The 23,488-nt window shown below is 36.5% G+C and carries 19 protein-coding genes; 15 read left to right on the top strand and 4 right to left on the bottom strand.

Features of this window, described 5'->3' with window-relative positions; all coding sequences use genetic code 11:
* The first annotated feature begins 182 nt into the window (after window positions 1-182).
* The 3 genes from QWY78_RS11245 to QWY78_RS11235 all read left to right on the top strand — a co-directional run bounded on the left by QWY78_RS11245 (window position 183) and on the right by QWY78_RS11235 (window position 2,733).
* On the top strand, window positions 183-1,088 hold the full coding sequence (locus tag QWY78_RS11245; protein WP_290219834.1) for an LpxD N-terminal domain-containing protein: 906 nt from the start codon (window positions 183-185) through the stop codon (window positions 1,086-1,088).
* A gap of 82 nt (window positions 1,089-1,170) precedes the next feature.
* Window positions 1,171-2,043 (top strand): succinate--CoA ligase subunit alpha, encoded by an 873-nt coding sequence (gene sucD, locus QWY78_RS11240; RefSeq protein ID WP_290219832.1) that lies wholly within the window; start codon window positions 1,171-1,173, stop codon window positions 2,041-2,043.
* A gap of 21 nt (window positions 2,044-2,064) precedes the next feature.
* The gene (locus tag QWY78_RS11235; protein WP_290219830.1) at window positions 2,065-2,733 is read left to right on the top strand and encodes a porin family protein; all 669 of its coding nucleotides are present in this window, start codon (window positions 2,065-2,067) and stop codon (window positions 2,731-2,733) included.
* Window positions 2,734-2,901: 168 nt separating this feature from the next.
* Here QWY78_RS11235 and QWY78_RS11230 read toward each other — a convergent pair whose 3' ends face one another.
* Complete coding sequence (locus QWY78_RS11230; protein WP_290219828.1) at window positions 2,902-4,911, bottom strand: TonB-dependent receptor domain-containing protein; 2,010 nt, start codon at window positions 4,909-4,911, stop codon at window positions 2,902-2,904.
* Between the two features lie 67 nt (window positions 4,912-4,978).
* A complete protein-coding gene (locus tag QWY78_RS11225) occupies window positions 4,979-5,338 on the bottom strand; it encodes a hypothetical protein (RefSeq protein ID WP_290219827.1) in 360 nt (119 codons plus the stop codon).
* A 373-nt stretch (window positions 5,339-5,711) separates the two neighbouring features.
* On the opposite strand from QWY78_RS11225, the gene QWY78_RS11220 reads away from it, so the two are divergent.
* The 6 genes from QWY78_RS11220 to QWY78_RS11195 all read left to right on the top strand — a co-directional run bounded on the left by QWY78_RS11220 (window position 5,712) and on the right by QWY78_RS11195 (window position 10,732).
* Window positions 5,712-5,981 carry a heavy-metal-associated domain-containing protein gene (locus tag QWY78_RS11220; protein WP_290219825.1) on the top strand — a complete coding sequence of 90 codons (270 nt, stop codon included), beginning with the start codon at window positions 5,712-5,714 and terminating at the stop codon, window positions 5,979-5,981.
* Window positions 5,982-6,102: 121 nt separating this feature from the next.
* The gene (locus QWY78_RS11215; protein WP_290219823.1) at window positions 6,103-7,437 is read left to right on the top strand and encodes a cytochrome ubiquinol oxidase subunit I; all 1,335 of its coding nucleotides are present in this window, start codon (window positions 6,103-6,105) and stop codon (window positions 7,435-7,437) included.
* 2 nt (window positions 7,438-7,439) lie between these two features.
* Window positions 7,440-8,516, top strand: coding sequence for a cytochrome d ubiquinol oxidase subunit II (gene cydB, locus QWY78_RS11210; RefSeq protein ID WP_290219821.1), 1,077 nt, complete (start codon window positions 7,440-7,442; stop codon window positions 8,514-8,516).
* Window positions 8,517-8,628: 112 nt separating this feature from the next.
* A complete protein-coding gene (locus QWY78_RS11205; RefSeq protein WP_290219820.1) occupies window positions 8,629-8,931 on the top strand; it encodes a hypothetical protein in 303 nt (100 codons plus the stop codon).
* A gap of 150 nt (window positions 8,932-9,081) precedes the next feature.
* Complete coding sequence (locus QWY78_RS11200; RefSeq protein ID WP_290219819.1) at window positions 9,082-10,539, top strand: NAD(P)/FAD-dependent oxidoreductase; 1,458 nt, start codon at window positions 9,082-9,084, stop codon at window positions 10,537-10,539.
* A 58-nt stretch (window positions 10,540-10,597) separates the two neighbouring features.
* Window positions 10,598-10,732 (top strand): hypothetical protein, encoded by a 135-nt coding sequence (locus QWY78_RS11195; protein WP_290219818.1) that lies wholly within the window; start codon window positions 10,598-10,600, stop codon window positions 10,730-10,732.
* A 44-nt stretch (window positions 10,733-10,776) separates the two neighbouring features.
* Here QWY78_RS11195 and hutH read toward each other — a convergent pair whose 3' ends face one another.
* Window positions 10,777-12,267: a histidine ammonia-lyase gene (hutH, locus tag QWY78_RS11190; protein WP_290219817.1), complete on the bottom strand. Its 1,491-nt coding sequence runs from the start codon at window positions 12,265-12,267 to the stop codon at window positions 10,777-10,779.
* A gap of 191 nt (window positions 12,268-12,458) precedes the next feature.
* On the opposite strand from hutH, the gene QWY78_RS11185 reads away from it, so the two are divergent.
* Window positions 12,459-14,273, top strand: a complete 1,815-nt coding sequence (locus QWY78_RS11185; protein ID WP_290219816.1) for a hypothetical protein — start codon at window positions 12,459-12,461, stop codon at window positions 14,271-14,273.
* Window positions 14,274-14,372: 99 nt separating this feature from the next.
* Window positions 14,373-16,166, top strand: coding sequence for an excinuclease ABC subunit UvrC (gene uvrC, locus QWY78_RS11180; RefSeq protein ID WP_290219815.1), 1,794 nt, complete (start codon window positions 14,373-14,375; stop codon window positions 16,164-16,166).
* 3 nt (window positions 16,167-16,169) lie between these two features.
* Here the strand turns inward: uvrC and QWY78_RS11175 are convergent, their stop codons facing one another.
* On the bottom strand, window positions 16,170-16,976 hold the full coding sequence (locus QWY78_RS11175) for a hypothetical protein (RefSeq protein ID WP_290219814.1): 807 nt from the start codon (window positions 16,974-16,976) through the stop codon (window positions 16,170-16,172).
* A gap of 84 nt (window positions 16,977-17,060) precedes the next feature.
* On the opposite strand from QWY78_RS11175, the gene QWY78_RS11170 reads away from it, so the two are divergent.
* The 4 genes from QWY78_RS11170 (at window position 17,061) to QWY78_RS11155 (ending at window position 23,279) form a co-directional block, all read left to right on the top strand.
* A complete protein-coding gene (locus QWY78_RS11170; protein WP_290219813.1) occupies window positions 17,061-17,924 on the top strand; it encodes a glycoside hydrolase family 25 protein in 864 nt (287 codons plus the stop codon).
* 111 nt (window positions 17,925-18,035) lie between these two features.
* Complete coding sequence (locus tag QWY78_RS11165; RefSeq protein ID WP_290219811.1) at window positions 18,036-19,913, top strand: ABC-F family ATP-binding cassette domain-containing protein; 1,878 nt, start codon at window positions 18,036-18,038, stop codon at window positions 19,911-19,913.
* A gap of 501 nt (window positions 19,914-20,414) precedes the next feature.
* Window positions 20,415-22,655 carry a TonB-dependent siderophore receptor gene (locus tag QWY78_RS11160; RefSeq protein WP_290219810.1) on the top strand — a complete coding sequence of 747 codons (2,241 nt, stop codon included), beginning with the start codon at window positions 20,415-20,417 and terminating at the stop codon, window positions 22,653-22,655.
* A gap of 105 nt (window positions 22,656-22,760) precedes the next feature.
* Entirely contained in the window at window positions 22,761-23,279 is a 519-nt protein-coding gene (locus QWY78_RS11155; protein ID WP_290219809.1) for a hypothetical protein, read from the top strand.
* Window positions 23,280-23,488 lie beyond the last annotated feature (209 nt).

Raw genomic sequence — 23,488 nt, 5'->3', positions numbered from 1 at the left:
TACGAAACAAAATTATTCATCTCATCTTTGCGGTCCTGAAATCTGGAAGAAAATATGAAAATAACCATCAAAATCATTTGGCGGTGTCATAGAAATCAAGTCGGGCTGCAAGAAACGACCGCAAAAAACCTTGTCAAGGTTTACATGTCCTTCATCAACTTGAAGAAAATTTAGAATAAAATATGACCTTTACAAAAGCACAAACGCTAAAATCAATCGCAGACCTTATTGGGGCTAAAATGATTGGCGACGAAAACTTTCCAGTCTTAGGAACCAATGAAATTCATCGGGTCAAAACTGGGGAAATCGTATTTGTAAATCATCCGAAATATTACGACAAAGCACTTCATTCTGCGGCTACAATTATTCTGATTGATAAAGAAGTCGATTGCCCACCGGGAAAAGCATTATTGGTTTCCGAGGATCCTTTCCGTGATTTTAATAAAATCAATACCCACTTTACAAAGATTACCAACTTTGGCGAAACGCTTCACGAATTAGAAGTAGGGGAGCGAACACAAATTCATTCTTCCGTAGTGATTGGAAATAATGTGAAAATCGGTCATGATTGTGTCATTTTTCCTAATGTAGTCATCGGCGACCGAACAATAATCGGTGATAATGTCATCATTCAGTCCAACACTGTTTTGGGTGGCGATGCGTTTTATTACCGAAAGGTAGATGGAAATTTTGACCGTTTGATCTCCGTTGGAAACGTCATCATCGAAAATAAGGTGGAGATTGGGAACAACTGTACCATCGACCGTGGCGTCACAGATTCTACCATCATTGGCGAAGGTTCCGTTTTAGATAATCTCATTCAGGTTGGTCACGATACCATCATTGGGAAGAGCGTTTTAATTGCCTCTCATGCTGCAATTGCAGGGTGTTGTGTGATAGAAGATGAAGTAACGGTTTGGGGACAAGTCGGAATCGCTTCCGGAAATCGGGTAGGAAAAGGCGCTGTGCTTTTAGGAAAAACAGGCGTAAATAGAGATTTAGCTGGTGGGAAAACTTATTTTGGGCAACTGGCCGAAGAGTTTAGAGACTATTTACGAAAAGAAGTAAAAGTGAAAAATTTGAAATAACAACAAGGTGCTTATAAATTTCGAATATTATTAAGTAATTTTGTCATCATTAACATCGAATCATAAATTTAAAAAATAAAAAATGTCAGTATTAGTAAACAAAGATTCTAAAGTAATCGTACAAGGATTTACCGGAAACGAAGGAACATTCCACGCAGGACAAATGATCGAATACGGAACCAACGTTGTAGGTGGTGTTACGCCTGGGAAAGGAGGTTCTGAACATTTAGGGAAACCGGTATTTAATACCGTTGCCGATGCAGTAGAAAAAGCGGGAGCTAACGTAAGTATTATTTTTGTGCCGCCAGCGTTTGCCGCTGATGCAATCATGGAGGCTGCCGAAGCTGGAATTAAAGTAATCGTTTGTATTACCGAAGGAATTCCGGTTGCAGATATGGTGAAAGTGAAAGCATACCTTGCTGACAAAGATAGCCGATTGATTGGGCCAAACTGCCCAGGAATCATTACTTCTGATGAAGCAAAAATCGGGATCATGCCTGGTTTCGTTTTCAAAAAAGGTAAAGTAGGAATTGTTTCTAAATCAGGAACTTTAACCTATGAAGCTGCTGACCAAGTGGTAAAAGCGGGTTACGGCGTTTCTACCGCAATCGGAATTGGTGGTGACCCAATTATTGGAACCACGACCAAAGAAGCTCTAGAATTATTCATCAATGATCCAGAAACTGAAGCAGTAGTGATGATCGGCGAAATCGGTGGTAACTTAGAAGCGGAAGCTGCAAGATGGTACAAGGAAAGTGGTTCTAAAAAACCAGTGGTAGGATTTATCGCGGGTCAAACCGCTCCTAAAGGAAGAACAATGGGGCATGCTGGTGCGATCGTAGGTGGTGATGAAGATACTGCTCAAGCGAAAATGGCCATCATGAGAGAAAATGGAATCAACGTTGTAGATTCTCCAGCTGAGATTGGTGCTACCGTGGCCAAAGTTTTAGGATAAAACAAAAAAACACAAATAGTTATGAAAAGATTCATCGTAACCTCCGCACTTTTATCTGCCGTTTTCGTTTCAGCGCAGATTGATTTTAGCAGCACGAGATACGGGATTACCGCAGGCGGCACCTACTCTCGCGTAAGCAATGCGCACAATCCATCTGGACCTAGATTTTCTGGTTTCGGTGGGTTTTTAGCACTCATTCCTGTTGACAACAATGACCAATTTTATATTCAACCACAAGTAGAGTATTTGGGCGCAGGTGAAACGGGTAAAGATAAAGATGCCAAAGGAACCCCTGGTTACAATGCAGTGTATGCCAACAACTATATTAGTGTTCCTATTTATTTTAAAGGTTTCTTTTCCGAAGCAGAATCAGAATTTTTTGCAATGGCAGGACCGAAATTTAATTTTTTGATTAATCAGAAAGTAACAGATCCGAGCAAAGCTTATTATGCAGCAGATGAATTACCGGCATATCCGGGCGTTAATGGTAAGGCGAACAGTTTTAATTTTGGCTTAAGTTTCGGCTTAGGTTTTTCTTACAAAAGACAACTCGAACTTGCCCTAAGATACGATCTTGGGTTAAGCAATACCTACAAGGGCTTAATGAAAGAACCAAGTGCTGATCCCAATATTAATAAAAGGAAATCTGAACAAGTGCTTAGCGTAGGCCTTAGTTATATTTTTGAATAATAAACAGGCTGTTTAAAATTCATCTAAATTAATTTCCCCAATCCCTAAAGGGTTAATTTTTTAAGCAAATTTAAACAGGCTTAAAGTCTTACTTTCAATAAAAAATTCCATCAAGTATAATTTGATGGAATTTTTTTATAAAAAACGGAGTATTTAAAGCAATTATTTTTAAAACCGATAAGAAAAAGCCAGATTGAAGCTTCTTCCCGGAGCGTAAATTCTTTTCATTAAATCGGTTGATAAAGCCCTGCTTAAATGTTCTGCATAGGCTTTGTCAAAAATATTGCTTACACTTCCTATCAGTACGGCATTCTTAAATACATCATACGTTAAGTCGATGTCAAACAGATTGAAACTCGGTGTTTCTAGCTCGCCAAATGCTTTATCAATCCGAGATTGCTCAGATACAAACCGGTATTTCAGCGCCGCTTTCACAGGATTGAAATCGGCAATGAAAGACCAACGGAAATCCAACGGTGCAATTTCTGGGAGCGGATTTTTCGTCGTTAAATCCTCTGCATAGGTATACGCCATCGCTAATTCTGTTTTATATTTTGGCGTAAATTGCCAGTGGAAAGTACTTTCAATACCTGTTTTAAACGCTTTTTCTACATTCATCATCTGCCGGACTCCCGGACTCATTTTAGAATAAGGAGCAATGTTCGGATTGATGACTCCTGAAATATAATCTTGCAAATAAGCGTAGAAACCGTTGACCTGAAAATAAACGTTTTCTCTTTTATAGGTGTAAATTAAATCCATCTGATTGTTGGTTTCTGCTTTTAAATGTGGGTTTCCCAAAATTTCATAAGCATCAAGACCGATTACAAATAAATTAATGAACCGCTCGGTTACACTTGCACTTCTTTGCGCGCTCCCCAACCATAAAGATAGTTGTGAGTTTTTATCGAGATAGTGACTGTAGCCCGCACTCAAACTATGATTAAGCTGGTCTTCTTTGGTATCACCGTATAACTGTCGAAACAGGTTAGATTCTTCCTTGGCCTTGCCGGTATTGTAATCTAATCTCAACGAGGCCATAAACTTACCGTACGTGGCGTAATAGTTAAATTCATTAAACCATCCTACCTGCTGGATTTCAGAATCTTGCCAAGCAGTGCCGTCCCTCGGTTTCATGGTTGGCGGTGTAATGAGTTCAAGGGTTTCTACAAATTCATATTTATAATCCAAACCGGTGTAAAAGTTAAATTGATCTTTCCTGAATTTCAGTTCGCCTCTTGCACCAGCTGTTTTCGATTTTACATCATGAATCATTTTCAGATCAGGTGTCGCCATAGAGTGATCTACGAAACTCATAAATGAATTCAAATTAACCTGCTCTAAAAGTTGATCTTTGTATTTAGCAGCATGTTTTAATTGTACCATCCAGGTTTTATCATAGATTAAGTCCATTTTTAGGGCCGCAAATTCGATGTCTCTCCCTTGATTAGAATTTACTTGCAGTGTCGTAAGATGTTGATCGTTCCATTTGAAATTCCCCTTCGTACCAAAATTATATCTTTCGAATCTCGAAGGAACTTCAACCCCGTCTCCATCTTTATACCGGTTCCCTTTTTGATAACTTCCAAAAAGATCCCACACGAGGTTTTTAGAATGGAGCGTTCCCGACAATTCATTTCTTATAACACTGCCATTGCTTTCAAAACCTGTAGAAAGTCTGCCATCGAATTTAAGATCCTCGGTAAACTCAGGGTCGAAAGATTTAAAGTTGATCGTACCGCCCAAGGCGCTACCATATCGGAAAAAATAAGGGCCTTTGTACACTTCTGCCTCTTTCACAATATTCATACTGATTTGGCTGGAGGCAGGATCCATTCTGTTTGGGCAGGCATTGATTGCATTCGCCGCGCCATCGGTGATCAAGTTAAGCTGCTCATATTTAAAACCTCTTAAAACAGGATCGGTGGCATAACTTCCTGCCTTGCGAATCCCACTCAATTCCGGAATGCTGTTGAGGAATTTTCCGGCATCATGGCTCAGGAAGTCGGTGTTCGTGGTCTCTATTTTTTCTTTTTGTTTTGGTAAAAGTTTACTGATTTTCACCATTTCGATATCCTGATATAAGGAATCTCTTTGTGCTTGTGCGTGCTGCGACATAAGAATGAAAGCGGCACCAAGACATTTCAGTGCAAATACTGAATGACGATTATTTTTCATTTTGAGTAAAATTTGATTAAAAAATATAATTCTCGACAATAGAAATTGTCTTAAAAAAAATTGAAAATCAAACTCTTGGTGGCTCGGGAAAAATTCTGTTATGTGCGCTTAGAAGCATCATGTTGTCTCTAATCACCATTTTATCGGCGATTCTCTTCTCGATAAAAACAGGTAGAAGAATCGTTGTTTGTGGTTTATAAAAGTTGAAATCGAAATGAATTTTCACAACTTCCTGTGTCGATGAAGATTTTTCGGCCTCTTCTGAGATTTTACACTTACCGTGACACTCAAGTTCAGGTTTATCATTATTGATACAATGAATTTCATAAAAATCCTTATGCAGTTCATAATCCACCCAAATCAGCGAGTTTTGAAAACTTGCCACAAATACAATAAGTGATAATATGAGGATGGAATAAACTTTCATTTCACCCACAAAAGTAAGGATATAGAATAGGATGCTTAGTGATATAAATCACTTTCCAGACTGAGATATATCACGTAATGCGTTGAAAAAAATATTTTTTCTAAAGCAACTTTCCGATCATATTTCTGAATTTTGTATGATTAAAAATGGTAGCAAGTCTAGTAGATTTTTTTTAAATTCATTGGTAATGTTTTATTAAGACGTGTAAAGAGCATTTTGCAGTTCGGTACAAACCCGAGAAGACACCGCTTTATTTGGTTTTACCGAACTCATTTTTTTTGCTAGTCATCTTAATTTAATTGGTTTTGTGTAACCCATGTTACACCGCTCCCGTTTTATATTTTCTAATTTTGAAATGTAAATAGCAAGAAACATGAATAATTCAGTTATCGTTCAAAACTTAAAATGCGGTGGTTGCGCAAGTACCATTATCAATAATATTTCTTCAATTCCACACATTTCTGATGTAAAAGTAGAGGTGCAAGAAAGTGCCATAACCTTCAATGCCCTCAATGATGAAGACGTTTCTACCGTAATAGAAAAATTAAAAAAACTAGGTTATCCGTCCATTGAAGATGCGAATTCTTTCACTTCAAAAGCGAAATCTTTTGTGAGTTGTGCTACAGGAAAAATATCTAAATAGATAAGATATTTTAAGCGTCAGTCCTTATTAGTAAATGATCGAGACTGATTTTTTCATTTTAAACTTTAAGAAAAGCATTCTAACCAATGGTCATTTTGTAAATTAAATACCCAATCATTTTATGGATGATATGATCTTTTACGATCGGATGCAGTTTGCATTTACAATCACATTCCACTATTTATTTCCGCAACTTACGATGGGACTTTCTTTGATGATTGTCTATTTAAAATGGAAATTTATAAGAACGAAAAATACTCATTTTAATGATGCTGCCAAATTTTGGATGAAGATTTTTGCCCTCAATTTTGCAATGGGCGTCGTCACGGGAATTCCGATGGAGTTTCAGTTTGGTACCAATTGGGCGAAATTTTCTGAACTTACCGGTGGAATCATCGGTCAAACGCTTGCAATGGAAGGAATGTTTTCCTTTTTTCTAGAATCTTCATTTTTGGGTTTATTTCTTTTTGGTGAAAAATTAATGGGGCAAAAACTCCATTTTTTAACCGGTTTTCTGGTATTTCTAGGTTCTTGGGCAAGTGGATATTTAATCATCGCAACCCATTCTTGGATGCAATATCCTGTAGGTTATGAAATTTTGGAAAACGGAAAATTTGTGCTTACTAATTTTGGAGCATTATTCTCCAATCCTTGGTTGTTGCCGTCGTTTTTGCACAATCAAATGGGTTCTGTAATTACTTCTTCTTTTGTAGTTGCAGCAGTTGGAGCATTCTATATTTTGAATAATAAACACAGTGAATTCGGGAAATTATTTTTGAAAACAGGAGTTATTTTCGGTTTGGTTTCCAGTATTTTAATTGCTTTTCCAACAGGCGATTGGGCAGCCAAAAATGTAGCAAAACATCAACCAGTAACCTTCGCTGCGATGGAAGGTATTTTTGAAACTGAAGATGGCGGTTCAGAAATTATATTAATTGGACAACCCGATACAGAAAATAAAAAATTGGATAATAAAATTGCGGTACCCAATGTTTTGAGTTTTTTAACCTATCAAAGATGGGACACGCAAATAAAAGGACTCAATGAATTTGATGAAAGCGTACATCCTACAAACATTCCGGGATTGTACTATTCTTATCATATTATGGTAGGTTTAGGAACTATTTTCATTGGCTTGATGTTGCTTGCAAGTATTCAATTGTTTCGCAAAAAACTCTACACAACCAAATGGATTTTGTGGTCGCTGATGTTTATGTTGCCCTTTCCGTATATTGCGAATACTGCAGGTTGGTACACCGCAGAATTAGGAAGACAACCGTGGTTGGTGTATAATCTTTTGAAAACAGTAGATGGGATTTCTCCTACCGTTTCTTCAGGGAATACCTTGTTTACTTTGCTTGGTTTTATCGGTCTATATTTATTATTAGGATTATTATTTTTAATGTTGGCTGGGAAAATCATCAACAAAGGTCCTGAAATCTCAAAACAAATTTAATTATGGAAATTTTCTGGTATATCGTTTTAATGGCTATGTTGACGATTTATGTAATTCTGGATGGTTATGATTTTGGAGCAGGAATTATTCACCTATTTTTTGCCAAAACAGAAAAGGATAAAAAAGCAATTACAAGTGCAATCGGTCCTTTTTGGGATGCCAATGAAGTTTGGTTGGTTGCGGTTGGTGGTGTTTTATTTTTCGCTTTTCCAACTTTGTATGCTTCTGCATTTAGTGGATTTTATTTGCCATTAATTATGATTTTATGGTTGCTTATTTTCCGCGCAATTGGTTTAGAATTAAGAGGTCAAATAAAAAATAAAATGTGGGAAACCATTTGGGATAAAGCTTTTGGAGTTTCAAGTTTATTATTGGCTTTGTTTTTCGGGATTGCTTTGGGAAATATTGTAAGAGGTGTAAATTTAGGAATGGTAACTGATGGAATTTCCGCTTATGAACCTCATTATTTCTTTTTGCCTTTGTGGAATTCAACTTTTGATCCGCACTCAGAACATTTGGGAGTTATCGATTGGTTTACTTTAATGCTCGGTGTTGTAGGAGTAGTTTCTTTGATGATTCACGGCGCAAATTGGATTATTTTTAAAACCAATTCTGCCTTAAACACCAAATTAAAAAATGTAGTTTTCAGTATGAATTTTGTTTTATTGGCGTTGGTATTAACTTCTTTAGCAACATGGCATATCATCGAACCAAAACCATTTCACAACTTCATAGAGCATCCTTGGCTTTGGGTTTTTCCATTAATCACATTTTCCGGAATTTTTGGTTTATTCAAAGTGAAAACATTCAAAAAAGATGGTTTAGGATTTCTATTTTCTTCCATGTTTTTATTTGGTGGCTTAACTTCTACCGTAGTATCCATCTTCCCGAAAGTTTTGCCTTCTACAAATAGTGTAAATCCATCTTTAACCATTTATAATGTTGCTGCTCATGAATACGGATTAACGGTTGGCGTTTATTGGTTTGTAATAGCAGCAATTTTGGTGGCAATTTATATGTTTGTGCAATACCGAATTTTCAAAGGTAAAATGGATGATGTAGGTTACGGCGAGCATTAATTCTGGTCAAAATCGAATAGAACTTAATAGAAACTAATTAACCCTATTTTTTAAATTTCTAAATCAATGATTTTCTGTCGAATATCTCAAATCTAATTTCAAACATCTACTAATGACAGATACACTTATTGCAATTATCAGTATTTTCTTGGGAATGATTGGTGCCAATATTTTTGCAATCATCAAGAAAAAATATTCCTTCGGGTTTATAGGAAATACCATTACCGGAATTTATGGAAGCATTTTCTTTATTAAAATGTTTGGGCGACTTGGTTTTGGTCCAATGTTCATTATGAAATCTGGCGAACCAAATAGTGTTTTATTTTTAATTAATATTTTGGTGTCACTTTTCGGCGGCGCAATTGGTTTGGTTCTAACCAAAATCATTGTGGATAAAATGAATAAGAATATTTAATTCAAAATTTTCTGGCTTGTGTAACTAAAGTTACAGATTCTCATCTTAATTATTGCCAACTTTGAAAGACGTAAATAATTTCAAACTATTGAAAATCAATTTTATACTATTGAAAATTGAAATTATTTTAACCTTTAAATAATATCTAAAATGGCGAAAATAGTAATATTAGGAGCAGGAATTTCTGGACATGTTGCAGCGGCGCATCTTCGCAGAAAACTCAATAAAACCCATGAAGTTGTAGTAGTTTCACCCAATTCTAATTACCAATGGATTCCGTCTAATATTTGGGTAGGAATTGGCAGAATGAAATCCAAAGAAATACTTTTTCCTTTAGAACCTTTATATAAAAGAAAAGGGATTGGTTTTAAACAAGCAAAAGTGGTAACCTTTCATCCAGAAGGTGATTCCAAAGAAACAAAACCCTATATTTTGGCAGAATATGTTGCAGGTGAAAATAAAGGTAAAAACGAAAAAGTAACCTACGATTACCTCATCAATGCAACGGGTCCAAAACTCAATTTTGAAGGAACAGAAGGTTTGATTCCGGGAGAAAATAAAACCTATTCCGTATGTACTTATACCCATGCAGATCACGCATGGGAAGGATTGAATGCGCTGATTCAGGAAATGAAACAAGGAAAAAAAGCCAAAATTTTAATCGGGACTGGTCATGCAAAATCTACTTGTCAAGGTGCTGCTTTTGAATATATTTTGAATGTAGAACAAGAACTGCGTCGCCATAAAGTAAGAGATATGGCAGAAGTTACTTGGATTTCCAACGAATATCAATTGGGAGATTTCGGGATGGACGGAATGCTTTTGAGTTATGGAAGCATGACGATGAAATCTCATGAAATGATAGAAATGGTTTTTGAAGACCGAGATATCAAATGGATTTTGGGTGCAGGTGTAAATAAAATTGAAGACGGAATTGCCCATTACGAAAATCTAGACGGCGAACAAAAAACGGAAAATTATGATTTCGCAATGTTGATCCCGGCTTTTTCTGGTCACGGATTCAAAGCATTTGATAAAGATGAAAACGAAATCACCGAAAAACTCTTCAAAGGTTTTATGATTGTAGATGCAGATTATACGCCGAAACCGTATGAAGAATGGAGCGTGAAAGATTGGCCAGAAACCTATCAAAATCCAAGTTATAAAAATATTTTCGCACCCGGAATTGCTTTTGCACCGCCACATGCTATTTCTAAACCAAGAAAAAGTAAAAATGGAACAGAAATTTTTCCTGCTCCACCAAGAACTGGAATGCCTTCAGGAATTACCGCAAAATTAGTCGCAGACAACATCATAGATTCCATCAAAAACAATAAAGAATCGCTGCATCACAAAGGAAGTTTAGGGAATATGGGCGCTGCTTGTATCGCTTCTGCTGGTTACGGAATGACTTCTGGAAGTGGCGTGAGTATTACCACATTTCCCATCGTTCCAGATTACGAAAAATATCCAAAAACGCAAGGAAGAAAATTAGGACAAACCTTTGGTGAAATTGGTTTAGCCGGACATTGGTTAAAATTAATGCTTCATTACGCCTTCATTTACAAAGCCAAAATGCGCCCTTTCTGGTGGTTGATTCCGGAATAAATATTTTCGAAGTTTAGTACAATAAATTTTCTAAAAATTAACTCTAAAAAATATCAAAATGACAGAAAGAATATCAAAATATCAAAGGTTTAAAATGATGAATCCCATCATTCAGTTTTTCACCTTTATTTATTTGAGCATGAAAATAATGTTCATTGTTGCCGGTGGACATGGTGGAACGAGGGACAAATAATTATAGAAAAAAGTACAAAATCAAAGGAATTGATTTGCAATAGTTCAATTTACCTCAAACTTCCTTTCTTTAATCAATTCCGCAATGGCCAACATATCTTCGCCAATTAAGCGGTCATTTTCTAATTTTGCTACTTTGGTTCGGATTAATGCGTAGGCACTTTCCACAAATTTGGAACATTTTGCAGGTCGTCGGAATTCTAAACCTTGTGCACCAAATAAAAGTTCGATGGCTAAAATATTTTCTAAATTCCCTAAAACCTGATTGAACTTTCGCCCGGAAATACTTCCCATCGATACATGATCTTCTTGCCCCAAGCTGGTCGGAATTGAATCTGCCGAAGCGGGGAAACATAAGGTTTTGTTCTCTGTTACCAACGCTGCAGAGGTGTATTGTGGGATCATAAAGCCAGAGTTTAAGCCGGAGCTTTCTGTTAATAATCTTGGTAATCCGTATTTTCCTTCCAGTAAAAGATAACTTCTACGGTCAGAAATATTTCCCAATTCTGCGGCTGCCAAAGTACAGTAATCAAGAGGTAAAGCCAATAATTGTCCGTGAAAATTCCCGCCAGAAATCGATTCTTCTGCACTCAAAATAATCGGATTATCGGTAACAGAATTGAGCTCGGTTTCCGTGAGATTTTTTAAATGTTCAAAAGCATTTCTACTCGCTCCGTGAACTTGCGGTACGCATCGCATCGAATAGGGATCTTGTACCCGGTCGCAAAATTCATGCGCTTCCAGATTTTCAGAATTTTTTAAAAATTTCCGCATCCGTGAGGCCACTTTTCTACTGCCATCAAACGGACGAATATCATGAAGCTCCTTTTTGAACGGACTTGCTGAACCGCGATACGCTTCTAAACTTACCGCCGCAGTTAAATCTGCCAAATCCAGTAAATATTTGAATTGATGTAAACCCAAAATCGAATGTGCTAAAATAAATTGAGTTCCGTTGATTAATCCTAAACCTTCTTTTGGGCCGAGTTGCAATGGTTTTATTTGATGTTCTTCCAAAACTTTTGCAGTTTCTACCATTTCATCATTTTGCCAAACTTTTCCCAGTCCGAGAAGTGGTAAAACCAAATGTGCTAAAGGTGCCAAATCTCCGGAAGCACCGACTGAACCTTGCTCTGGAACGACAGGAATGATATCTTTTTCTAACATTAAAATTAATCGCTCGATAACTTCTAAGGAAACTCCCGAAAATCCTTTGGATAAAGCATGGATTTTGGCAATCATCATGACCCTAGAATAATCTTTTGCAATCGGTTTTCCAACTCCAACTGCGTGAGAAATGATGAGATTATATTGTAGTTGTGCAGTTTCTTCTTCCGAAATTTTCACATCGCACAATGGACCAAAACCTGTATTGATCCCATAAATAGTGCGATCAGAAGCAACGATCATCTGAACATTCTGCTGAGATTTTAGAATTTTTTGTTTGGCTTCTTTGTTGAGTTTTGCTTTTTTGGGATTTTCCAAAATAGCCATGATATCTGTAATTGTAAAGTGGTCTATGCCGTAAATTTTCATGTCTAAGAATTTTGATAAAAATACACCTTTTTGAGAAAATAGCAGTAGCGAATATTATTTGTGCAGCCACCTGATAAAAATCATAAAAAACAAATGAGATTTAAATGGTATTCGGTGCATAATTAAAAATTTAATTATAATTTTGAAGGTTCTTAAAAAATTCTGCATAAATTTAGAGACGAATAAAATATATGAATACTAAAAAGCCCGCACATAATTTTCACATTCCAGTAATGGGATTGGCTTATACGATAGACAGTCCCATTAGAGTGGCACAATACGGAATTTCTTCAGTCATTTCCATCATCGATGACGAGATCATCGAGAAAATGAATAGCCTGTATCATAAACGAAATAATTTTGATTACACCTCAATTTCGAATAAAATTGAAGACTACCGCGCCAAACGAATTACGGCTTATCTTGATATGGTTCATGATGTTGTACACATGAAATTTGAAAACTTCAAGCAAGAATTAAGCAAGAGTAAGGAGGCGCTCCATCAATATATTGATATTCTTCCTAATAAATCTGACCTTAAGAAAGGATTAGAAAGCCTGGCCGAACAAAAAGAAAATTTCACTGAAAACGTTTGGAAGTTTTTAGAAACACATCTGTCACCCGGAAGCATTGATGTGAATATCATGACGAAAGTTGACAAAGATAATTTCGAAAAAGGAGAACAGTTACCCGTGATCTTTAACGATGCCCACGTTTCTTTAAGAGGGTACGCCAATAGTAAATTATCTTCCTCGATTGTACTTTCTGCTGGGATGAACCCAAGATTATACAGTTATTTTGAATCCTTCCCGGATTTTTTTCCGAACGAAAATGGGGAACTTAAAAAGAAAATTATTTTAAAAGTAAGTGATTTCCGGTCTGCCATGATTCAGGGAAACTTCTTAGCGAAAAAAGGACTTTGGGTCTCGGAATATCGTGTAGAATCTGGTTTGAACTGTGGTGGTCATGCTTTTGCCACTGATGGTTTATTGCTGGGACCCATTATGGAGGAGTTCAAACAAAAGAAAAACGATTTAATTGTTTCTGCTCATGAATTGATGGTTAATGCGTTGACCCAAAAAGGAATCCCATGTCCGACCGAACCCTTAGAAATGAAAATCACCGTGCAAGGTGGCGTAGGAACAGCGGAAGAACACGAGTTCTTACTAGAAAATTATCAAGTGGATAGTATTGGCTGGGGATCGCCATTTTTACTAGTGCCAGAAGCGACTTCTGTAGATAAAGACACCCGTGACTTATTGAAGAAAGCGAAAGAAAATGATTTCTATTTAAGCAATATTTCGCCGCTCGGAATTCCTTTTAATACCATCAAAGGAACCACGAATGAATTCTTTAAACAACAGAAAAAACTCAACAATAAAGCCGGAAGCTCTTGCCCGAAAAAGTATTTGGCTCTAAGTAAAGAATTCTCCCCCGAAGGAATTTGTACCGCTTCAAGAAAATATCAAACGGTAAAATTGAATGATTTAGAAGGGGTTAAAGATGAAATTTCGACCGCTGAATACGATAAAAGAATAACGAAAATTACCGAAAAGTCTTGTCTTTGTGTTGGTTTGGTTAATTCATCTTACCTTGAAAGTGAAATCCCAATCAAAGGAGAAAAGCAAGGCGTAGTGGTTTGTCCAGGACCTAACCTTGCCTATTTTGATAAAGAGGTTTCCCTGAACAACATGGTGAAGCATATTTACGGAAAAGTAAATGTAATGCCAGAGCAAAACCGCCCAAACATGTTTGTGAATGAATTGAAAATGTATGTGGATTACCTTAAAAATGAAATAGAGGAATTCTCTGATAGTTTCACCAATGCACAAACTAAAAAATGGAAAACCTTTAAAAATAATTTGATCGAAGGCGTTAATTATTACGAAACTTTATTTGCAGAAACTTCTTTCTTCAAAAATAATGTTGAAATGGTAAAATTTCAATTGGCAGATTATAAAAGTAAAATTTCAGGTTTAGAAATTCCTGAAAATGTGAAAGTTTAAGATTTTTCGCAATATAAATAGAACCAGTCTGTCTTCAATGGCAGACTGGTTTTATTTGTAGAAGTTCTTTTTTACAATGCAAATCGCTATTTTTGTATTATGAATGCTGACCTCGCCCTTCAACTAAAAACCTTGCCATCTGACCCTGGAGTTTATCGCTATTACGATAAAAACGGCCAGTTATTGTATGTGGGAAAAGCTAAGAATTTAAAAAACAGGGTTCTTTCTTATTTTAATAAAAACCAATCGGGCTACCGAACCCGAATCATGGTTGCCAAGATATTTCGGCTGGAAACTACTGTCGTAAATAGCGAATACGACGCGCTTTTGCTTGAAAATAATTTAATTAAAGAACATCAGCCGTTTTATAATGTGATGCTCAAGGATGATAAAACCTATCCTTGGATCTGCATAAAAAATGAAGACTTTCCCCGTGTTTTTTTAACAAGAAACAAATTAAAAGATGGTTCCGAATATTTCGGCCCTTATGCAAAAGTTCGCCCAGCCAAGGTTTTATTAGACACCATTAAACACCTCTATAAAATACGGACTTGCAATCTGAATCTCGCTCCCAAAAAAATTGCGGAAGGGAAATACAAAGTTTGTCTGGAATACCATATCAAGAATTGTGAAGGCCCTTGTGAAATGCTTGAAATGAAAACACATTATGACAAAAAAATAGAGGCCATTCGCGGGATTATTAAAGGAGATTTCCGCACTGCAAAAGAATTTCTCATCAAACAAATGACTGCGTTTGCAGAAAATTTAGAGTTTGAAAACGCTCAGGCAGTCAAGGAAAGAATTGATTTGCTCGAAGATTATCAGCACAAACACACCGTGGTAAATCCCAATATTGATGATGTGGATGTTTTCGGGATGACCAGTGACGAAACAGCGGCCTACATTAATTATTTTAAAATTCAGAACGGAAATATAATTCAGAGTTTCACCACAGAAATCAAGAAAATCCTGGAAGAATCTGATGAGGATCTGTTGGAAGAAGCCATGATTGAAATACGACAGAAATTTAATTCGGAGTCGAAAGAAATCTTGATTCCGTTTCATTTATCGCTAGAAATTCCGAATGTGAAATTGATCGTGCCGAAAGTAGGTGATAAAAAAAGAATCATTGAACTTTCCGAAAAAAATGCCAAAGAATACCGCGTTGAGAAATTGAAACAGGTGCAAATTGTAGACCCGGAAAGACATACCAACCGAATCATGGCAGAGATGCAAAAACTACTGCGAATGCCTACGGAACCGCGACATATTGAAGGTTTCGATAACTCAAATATTCAAGGAACAAATCCTGTTTCGGCCTGTGTTGTGTTTAAAGATGGTAAACCCAGCAAAGCCGATTATCGAATATTTCACCCGAAAACCGTAGTAGGCCCCGATGATTACAAAACGATGGAGGAAGTGATTTATCGCCGCTACAAAAGACTTTTAGAAGAAGCTGAACCGTTGCCGCAATTGATTTTAATCGATGGTGGAAAAGGCCAACTTTCCTCGGCGGTGAAAAGTTTAAAGTTGCTTGGTCTGTACGGAAAAATAACCATCATCGGTATTGCAAAACGCCTGGAAGAAATTTACTTTCCAGAAGATTCTATCCCGCTGTATCTCGATAAAAAATCGGAAACCCTGAAAATCCTGCAAAGAGTTCGCGATGAATCCCACCGCTATGGTGTGAAACACCATCGAACCAGACGAAAAAATTCGACCATCAAATCGGAGCTCGAAGAAATCCCGGGCATCGGTGAAAAAACAATCGAACTTTTGCTTCAAAAACTGAAATCAGTTAAAAGAGTCAAAGAATCGAATTTAGAAACCTTGGAGGAAATTCTGGGAAAATCAAAAGGTAAAGTCGTGTGGAACTATTTTAACAGCCACTAAAAATTACTTTCGAGAATACACTTCATTTCGGTAACTTCCATCAGAATTGGGCAATTCAATTACGATTTTCTCTTCTTCCAAATATCCAAAAGTGGCAGTTCCATCAGCGAGTTTTACTCTGTACACTTCTTTTTTAGCGGTAGGTTTGAATGTTGCATACGGAACCGAATGGTTGGGATTAACCAAAATAAATTCGCCCTCCGCTAGAAAAATTCTGGTGACTGTGATATTTCCGTTGGCATAAACTTCAGCTTTTTGACCAACTGTCTTTTCTGTTTTTGGAGCAGCATTGTTTGGAACAGTTTGGGTTTCTGTAACCACTGTGCGCGTTGTATTTTGATTTTCAGTCTGTTCAACTGCTTTTTTTGTTTCTTTAGGTTTTACGGTTAAAAATTGTTCAACGGGACTTGAGGGTGGGATTTGCTTTACGGCATCTTCCAAAGCATCGCGCATGCCAGGTTCAAATTCCTTGATGGAAGATTTGCCATCGAGCACAGAAATCGTTTTATTTTCACAATCTTTAAATTCAATTTTAAGACGATTTTTGAACATATTGCTATTGTTCAACAGTTCTGCGGTCATGATATGACAGGGATTTTGCATTGCATCTGCAGGCCATTTGTCTTTGGTGGTGAGTACCGTGAATTTTTTCTGTTTTAATTTTATTTGGAGCAATTCATTTAAACCGTATTTATTGACCTCAGCATCACCGAATTTATCTGGTACGCGAATGTATTGGTAATCCGAAATTTGTTGTGCATATAAGAATGGAAGCATCAGCAAGGTGGAAAACTGCAAATTTTTTTTCATAAAATTTAATTTAGCGTGAAGTTAGTGTTTTTCTCAATATTTCTTGTTCGTTTTTTAATACTAAAAAATCTATTTTTGCAAACCATGGCTAAAAGAACTGTTAACAGAAAAACCACCCGAAAAATTCATAAGAAGCGCAAGAGTCATTTTCTGCTGCGCCGGGAAATTTTATTAATTTTTTTGGCGTTGGCTTTATTCGGAACCGGCTTTTACTTAAAAGAAAAAATTTCTTTTTATTATGCGATGTATTTTGATAGATTTGAGCATAAAAGACTTTCAAATTCACAAAAAGAAGAAAATAGAATCAATCGAATTATTGGTGATTACGCAGATAAAACCTTCGGGTTGGATATGTCTCATTACCAAAGAAAAGAAGACATTACCTGGGATAGTTTAAGTATTGGAAATCGCACGATTCCGCTGAGATTTGTGGTTTTGCGTGCCACGATGGGCAATAGATCTGCCGACAAACATTTTGAGGATTTTTGGCAACTTTCCAAAAAACATGAACTGATTCGTGGCGCATATCATTTTTACCGGGCCGATGAAGATCCCGTCATGCAGGCTAATAATTTTTTAGAAAATGTGAAATTAGAATCCGGAGATTTGCCGCCAATTTTGGACATTGAAAAAATCCCAAGACGGAAATCCACCAAAAAACTTATTGAAGATTTAAAGATTTGGTGTCGTATCGTAGAAGATGCCTACGGAGTAAAACCCATCATTTACACCTATTATCATTACCATAAAGACTTTTTAAAAGGCGAGTTTGATGACTATCCGCTGTGGTTAGCCAACTATAATGATGTACCACAACCTACGCCAGATAATGACTGGCAAATCTGGCAGTTTACCGAAAACGGAATTGTCTACGGAATCAACACCAAAGTTGATTTAAATGTTTTTAATGGCAATTTGTGGTCGCTGAAAAGATTAACTTTAGATTAGTTTGTCGTCTAATATCTATCGTCTAACATCGCATATCTAATATGCAACTTCCAACCTCATTTAATTTCCGTACTTTTGCACCTTTCAAAAATCATATAGTCTACCAACATAATGAATTACATTTCAGCCGAAAACCTTACGAAATCTTACGGAGTAAAAACACTTTTCAAAGACATTACTTTTCATATTAATGAAGGTGATAAAATTGCGATCGTTGCCAAAAACGGTTCAGGAAAATCAACTTTACTTAAAATTTTGATGGGAAAAGAAATTGCCGATTCGGGATCGGTGGTCATTAACAAAGATATACAAGTCGTTTTGTTTGATCAGGAAATTGATTTTGAAGGCGAACTGAATGTGGAAGAATTTATGATGACTTTGGATTCTGCCCCAATTATGGCTTTGAAAAATTATCATCATGCGCTGATTTCAGAAAATCCAGATGATATGGATAAAGCACTGAACGAAATGGAAGTGCACGAGGCCTGGGATTTAGAAAATGAAATGAGTCAGATTTTGTCTCAGCTGAAAATTACGGATTTAACTTCGAAAATGAAAACCCTTTCTGGGGGACAGATTAAAAGAGTTGCTCTGGCAAAATTGTTGGTAGAAACCCGTGCACAACACCGCCATACCTTATTAATTATGGATGAGCCGACCAACCACCTCGATGTGGATATGGTGGAATGGTTGGAAAATTATCTCTCAAAAGCCATGGTGACTTTACTTTTGGTTACGCATGACAGGTATTTTTTAGATGCAGTTTGTGACATTATTTGGGAGATCGAAGATTTTAATCTTTACGTTCATAATGGAAGTTATGGAACCTATTTGGAGAATAAAATAATCCGTGAGGACAATATGAATTCTACCATTGATAAAGCGCAAAACCTTTATAGAAAAGAATTGGAGTGGATGCGTCGTCAACCTAAAGCGCGAACCACAAAATCTAAATCACGGCAAAGCGATTTCTACGAAACGGAAAAAATAGCAAAAACAGATACACGAAAAGAAAAGTTGGAACTCGATTTCGAAATGAAAAGGCTGGGCCAAAAGATTTTAGAATTGCACCACATCAATAAAAGTTATGGAGATAATGTATTGTTGAAAGATTTTTCTTATCAATTTCAACGGGGTGAAAAGGTAGGAATTGTCGGAAAAAATGGTGCCGGAAAGTCAACCCTTCTTAATATTATTCAAGGTCTGGAGCCTTATGATTCTGGATCTATTGAAACGGGCGAAACCATTAAATTCGGATATTTCGCTCAAAAGGGACTAAAGTATAAAGAGGATCAAAGGGTCATCGACTTTATCAAAGATATATCAGAAAATTTCCCTTTAGCGAACGGGCGAACCATTTCTGCTTCACAGTTTTTACGTCTTTTCTTATTTGATGACCAAACGCAGTATTCGCCAATTTCGAAATTATCAGGTGGTGAAAAACGCCGCTTACATTTGATGCATGTTTTATATCAAAATCCGAATTTTTTGATTTTTGATGAGCCTACGAATGATTTGGATTTACCAACCTTAACGGTTTTAGAGAATTTCTTATTGCAATTCCAAGGAAGTTTGATCATCGTTTCGCACGATCGGTATTTCATGGATCGTATTGTAGATCACGTATTAGCGTTTGAAGGAGACGGAGTAATCAAAGATTTCGTTGGAAACTTCTCTGAATACCGTGAAAAGAAATCACAGGATCAAAATAAGAAAGCTGCAGCGCCAGTTGTGGAAGCTCCTAAAAAAGTGGAAAAACCGCAGCCATCAGTTGCCACGCCGGTTAAAAAATTGTCCTTCAAGGAACAAAAGGAATTGGAAGACATTGAGAAAGAAATGCCCAAACTCGAACAAGAACGCGCGGTTGTTTTAGAGAAACTGAATAATGAAACCGATTACGGAATCATCGCAGATTTTTCTAAAACATTGGAAACCATTGCAGAGAAGCTGCAGGACTTAGAAATGCGTTGGTTAGAACTGCAAGAATAAAGTCCCTGGTGGCAAAAATCCCGTGAGTATCAGGTAAATTATTTTCCTAATGCGATCATCGCTTAACTTGTTTTAATATAATTGATTAAGGGAAGCAATGGCCAAAAACTAGAGGATGAAATACGAATTGATGGTGTTATCAGCCAAGATAATACTTTTGGTATTTTCTCTAATCTAAAAGATTATTCGTTGGCTGCCCAGGTAAATTTTCTTACAAGATTTTTGGATTTATTACGTTTAGAATCACTCTTTTTCTTTTTGGAACTGCACGCACACCGAGTAACCTGTTCTATTTCGTTTATTTAATAAATTTTTTTCGTGCGGCTTTTGAGGGTTAAGAAAAACCTGACAAATGTCAGTTCAAGGTGGTTATCACATTTTCAAGGGTTTAAACATCTGTTTTAAAGTTTATTTAGAATAATTACAAATAACCTTGTGCAAAAGTATTTTGTTTTTTACTTTTGCATCGTTATTTTAATTCAGTCTAAATAAAAACGTCCTATGAAAAAACAGATAATAGCTCTTGGTGCTTTGTTGATGATCTCTGCTGTAAATGCACAGATGCAATATGAACCCGAAAGTGATACCCTTAGAATTCAACAAATAGAAGACATTAACCTTCATAAAACCGGAAATCCAAACAAAGCCCGACCGATGTCGTCAAAGTCTAATTTGACGATGATGGAAAATCCGCAGCCTATTTCGATTGTCACCCATGAAATTATAGAACAGCAGCAAGCGAAACAATTGAGTGATGTTCTTCAGAATGTCAACGGGCTTTATATCACTTCTGCCCGAGGAAATTCGCAGGACAGCTTCGGCGGCAGAGGATTTAATTTCGGAAACGATAATATTTTCAAAAATGGAGCACGCGTTAACAGTGGAGTTTTTCCAGAAGTCTCTGGTTTAGAACGCGTAGAAGTTTTGAAAGGAGGAAATGCGATGTTATATGGGAATGTAGCAGCGGGTGGCGTTGTAAATTTAATTACCAAAAAACCACGTTTTGATTTTGGTGGAAGTGTTGGTTTAAGCGGTGGCAGTTGGAATTCTTATAAACCAACAGTTGATTTTTATGGCCCGTTGACTGATAAAATTGCGTTCAGGGTAAATGGCGCTTACGAAACGGCAGATAGTTTTAGAGATGTGGTAGAATCGCAAAAATATTATTTCAATCCTTCCTTAATATTTAATATTGGTGAGAATTCGCAATTAATTATAGAGGCAGACTATTTAAAAAATGATTTCACCCCGGATTTCGGAATCGGTTCGATTACCAATAAAGATGGTTCTTACGCCTTGAATAATCTTCTGCCTAGAAATGCTTTTGTAGGCACAGATTGGCAATTTCAAAATGTAGAACAGGCGACCACCGGAATTACCTTCAATCATCAATTTAATGACACTTGGACTTTAAACGCTGTGGCTTCTTATCAGAATTATACCAAAGATTATTTCTCTACAGAAAGAGTACAATGGAGTTATGACGCTGCAGATCGTTTGAATTGGAAAAGACCCTTGAACAGAACGTATACCGAACAGAACTACACTTCGTTGCAGGTTAATTTAAATGGCGAAATAAAAACAGGAAACGTTAATCATAAAATTCTGGTCGGAACTGATGGTGATTACGGAACCAATGATTCTTACACGTATCTCAACCCTTCAACTGGAAAAACTTTTGGAACCTCTTATCTCTATGGAACTAATGGAGCTGCAAATGGCACCATCTATTTAGACGATGCTTCTACTTGGATCTCGGGAGCAATGCCGGATGCAGTGAAAAAAGATCGAAACAGAATCCCAACGCAACGATTAGGAATTTATGCACAAGATTTTATAGAACTTTCTGATAAATTTAAAGTTTTGGCTGGACTAAGATGGTCATATCTTGAAAATTTAGATTCAGAGAAAAAAACTTTTGGACAACAAAATCAACCCGTGAAATCCGTTGGAACCGTAGATCGAGCTTTTTCTCCAAAAGCAGGTTTGGTTTATATGGCGAATGATAATTTGTCGATTTTCGCAACGTATACCAATTCATTTTCTGCCAATACCGGACGAGATATTAATGACAATTCTTTAAAACCCTCTGTAATCGATCAGTTTGAACTGGGAATCAAAAAGAATTTCTGGAATAAAGCGGTAGCTTTAAACTTATCTATTTATCAAATTGAAAATAGAAAATTCTATCAAACTGCTGACTTCAAAGCAGATGGAACGCTTAACGTGGATTCGAGTATTAAAGAATTTGCAGGAAAAATGCGCAGCCGTGGGGTAGAGCTAGACCTTACCGGAAATCCGTATCCAAACTTATCAATCATCGCCGGAGCCTCTTATAATCATTCTGTTTATTTAGATACACCCGCAGACTTTGGTTATGTTGAAAATCAAAGATTGGTTAGAACGCCTGCAACTACGGCAAATGCTTCTGTGTTCTATACGCTCAATAATTATGTAAAAGGATTAAAATTAGGCGCAAGTGTTTATTTCGTGGGCGATCGAATTGCAGGTTGGAATGATACTAAAAAAACTTTGCTCGATAGAAATGGCGCTTCTCGCTTGTTAGAAGTTGACGATTATCTAACCGCCGCTTTATCAGTTGGATACGATTGGAAGAAATTCTCGGTGTTGGGGAAAGTCGGCAATTTGTTTGATGCAGTGAATTATAACTATCATGAAAATTATTCGGTAAACCCTATTACTCCTAGGAATTTTTATGTGACCTTCACCTATAAATTGTAATAAAAAAACTTTTTTCATCTCAATTAAATTCATACTAATAGTAGTGGAAATTTCGGTTTCCACTTCTGTTATTTAAAGTAAAAAAAAACAAAAAAACAGAAAACTATGCCAGCTATTAAAGACACCAAATCATTCATGAGAATCACACACCGTTATTTAGGCTATTTCGCTGCCGGAATCATGGTGGTATATTCACTCAGCGGAGTATTGCTGATTTACCGTGATACGAATTTTCTTAAAAAGGAAAACAAATACGAACTTGTGCTGAAACCCAATATGACTGAAAAGGAATTAGCCAAGGAAATTAAAATGAAGAACATCGAATTTCAACCGGGTGCAGGCGACTTGAAAACTTTTGAACAGGGAACGTACAATGCAAAAACTGGTGCAGCCAACTATGCTAAAATGGAATTGCCTTTTGTATTAGAGAAATTTAATCAATTGCATAAATCAACTTCTACTCATCGCTATGCTTCATTGAACACGGTGTTTGGATTCGTCTTATTCTTTTTTGTAATATCCTCTTTTTGGATGTTTAATTTCAAATCAAAAGCCTTTAGGCGAGGAATGATTTACGCGGGAATCGGATTTGTGTTGGCAGTGATTATGGTGTTCTTTCAGTAGCTTTTTTAGCTGCAGAATTTTTTAACCACAAAGGCACAAAGTTTTTTTTGTGGACAAATGAATCTGATAAGTTTTTAGTTTAATGCAAAGTTCATCAAGGATTACGGATATTAATTTTCAAATGAAATCTTAAATGACTTAATTTCTTCATTAAACCTTAATGTTGAGTTTTCTCCATTTAAAATCTTTAATTTTAAATCTAAAATTGT

Origin of the sequence: Kaistella yonginensis, assembly GCF_030409525.1 — a bacterium.
In the GTDB taxonomy this organism is placed as follows: Bacteria; Bacteroidota; Bacteroidia; order Flavobacteriales; family Weeksellaceae; genus Kaistella; species Kaistella yonginensis.
This window is presented reverse-complemented; position numbering and strand designations above follow the sequence as displayed.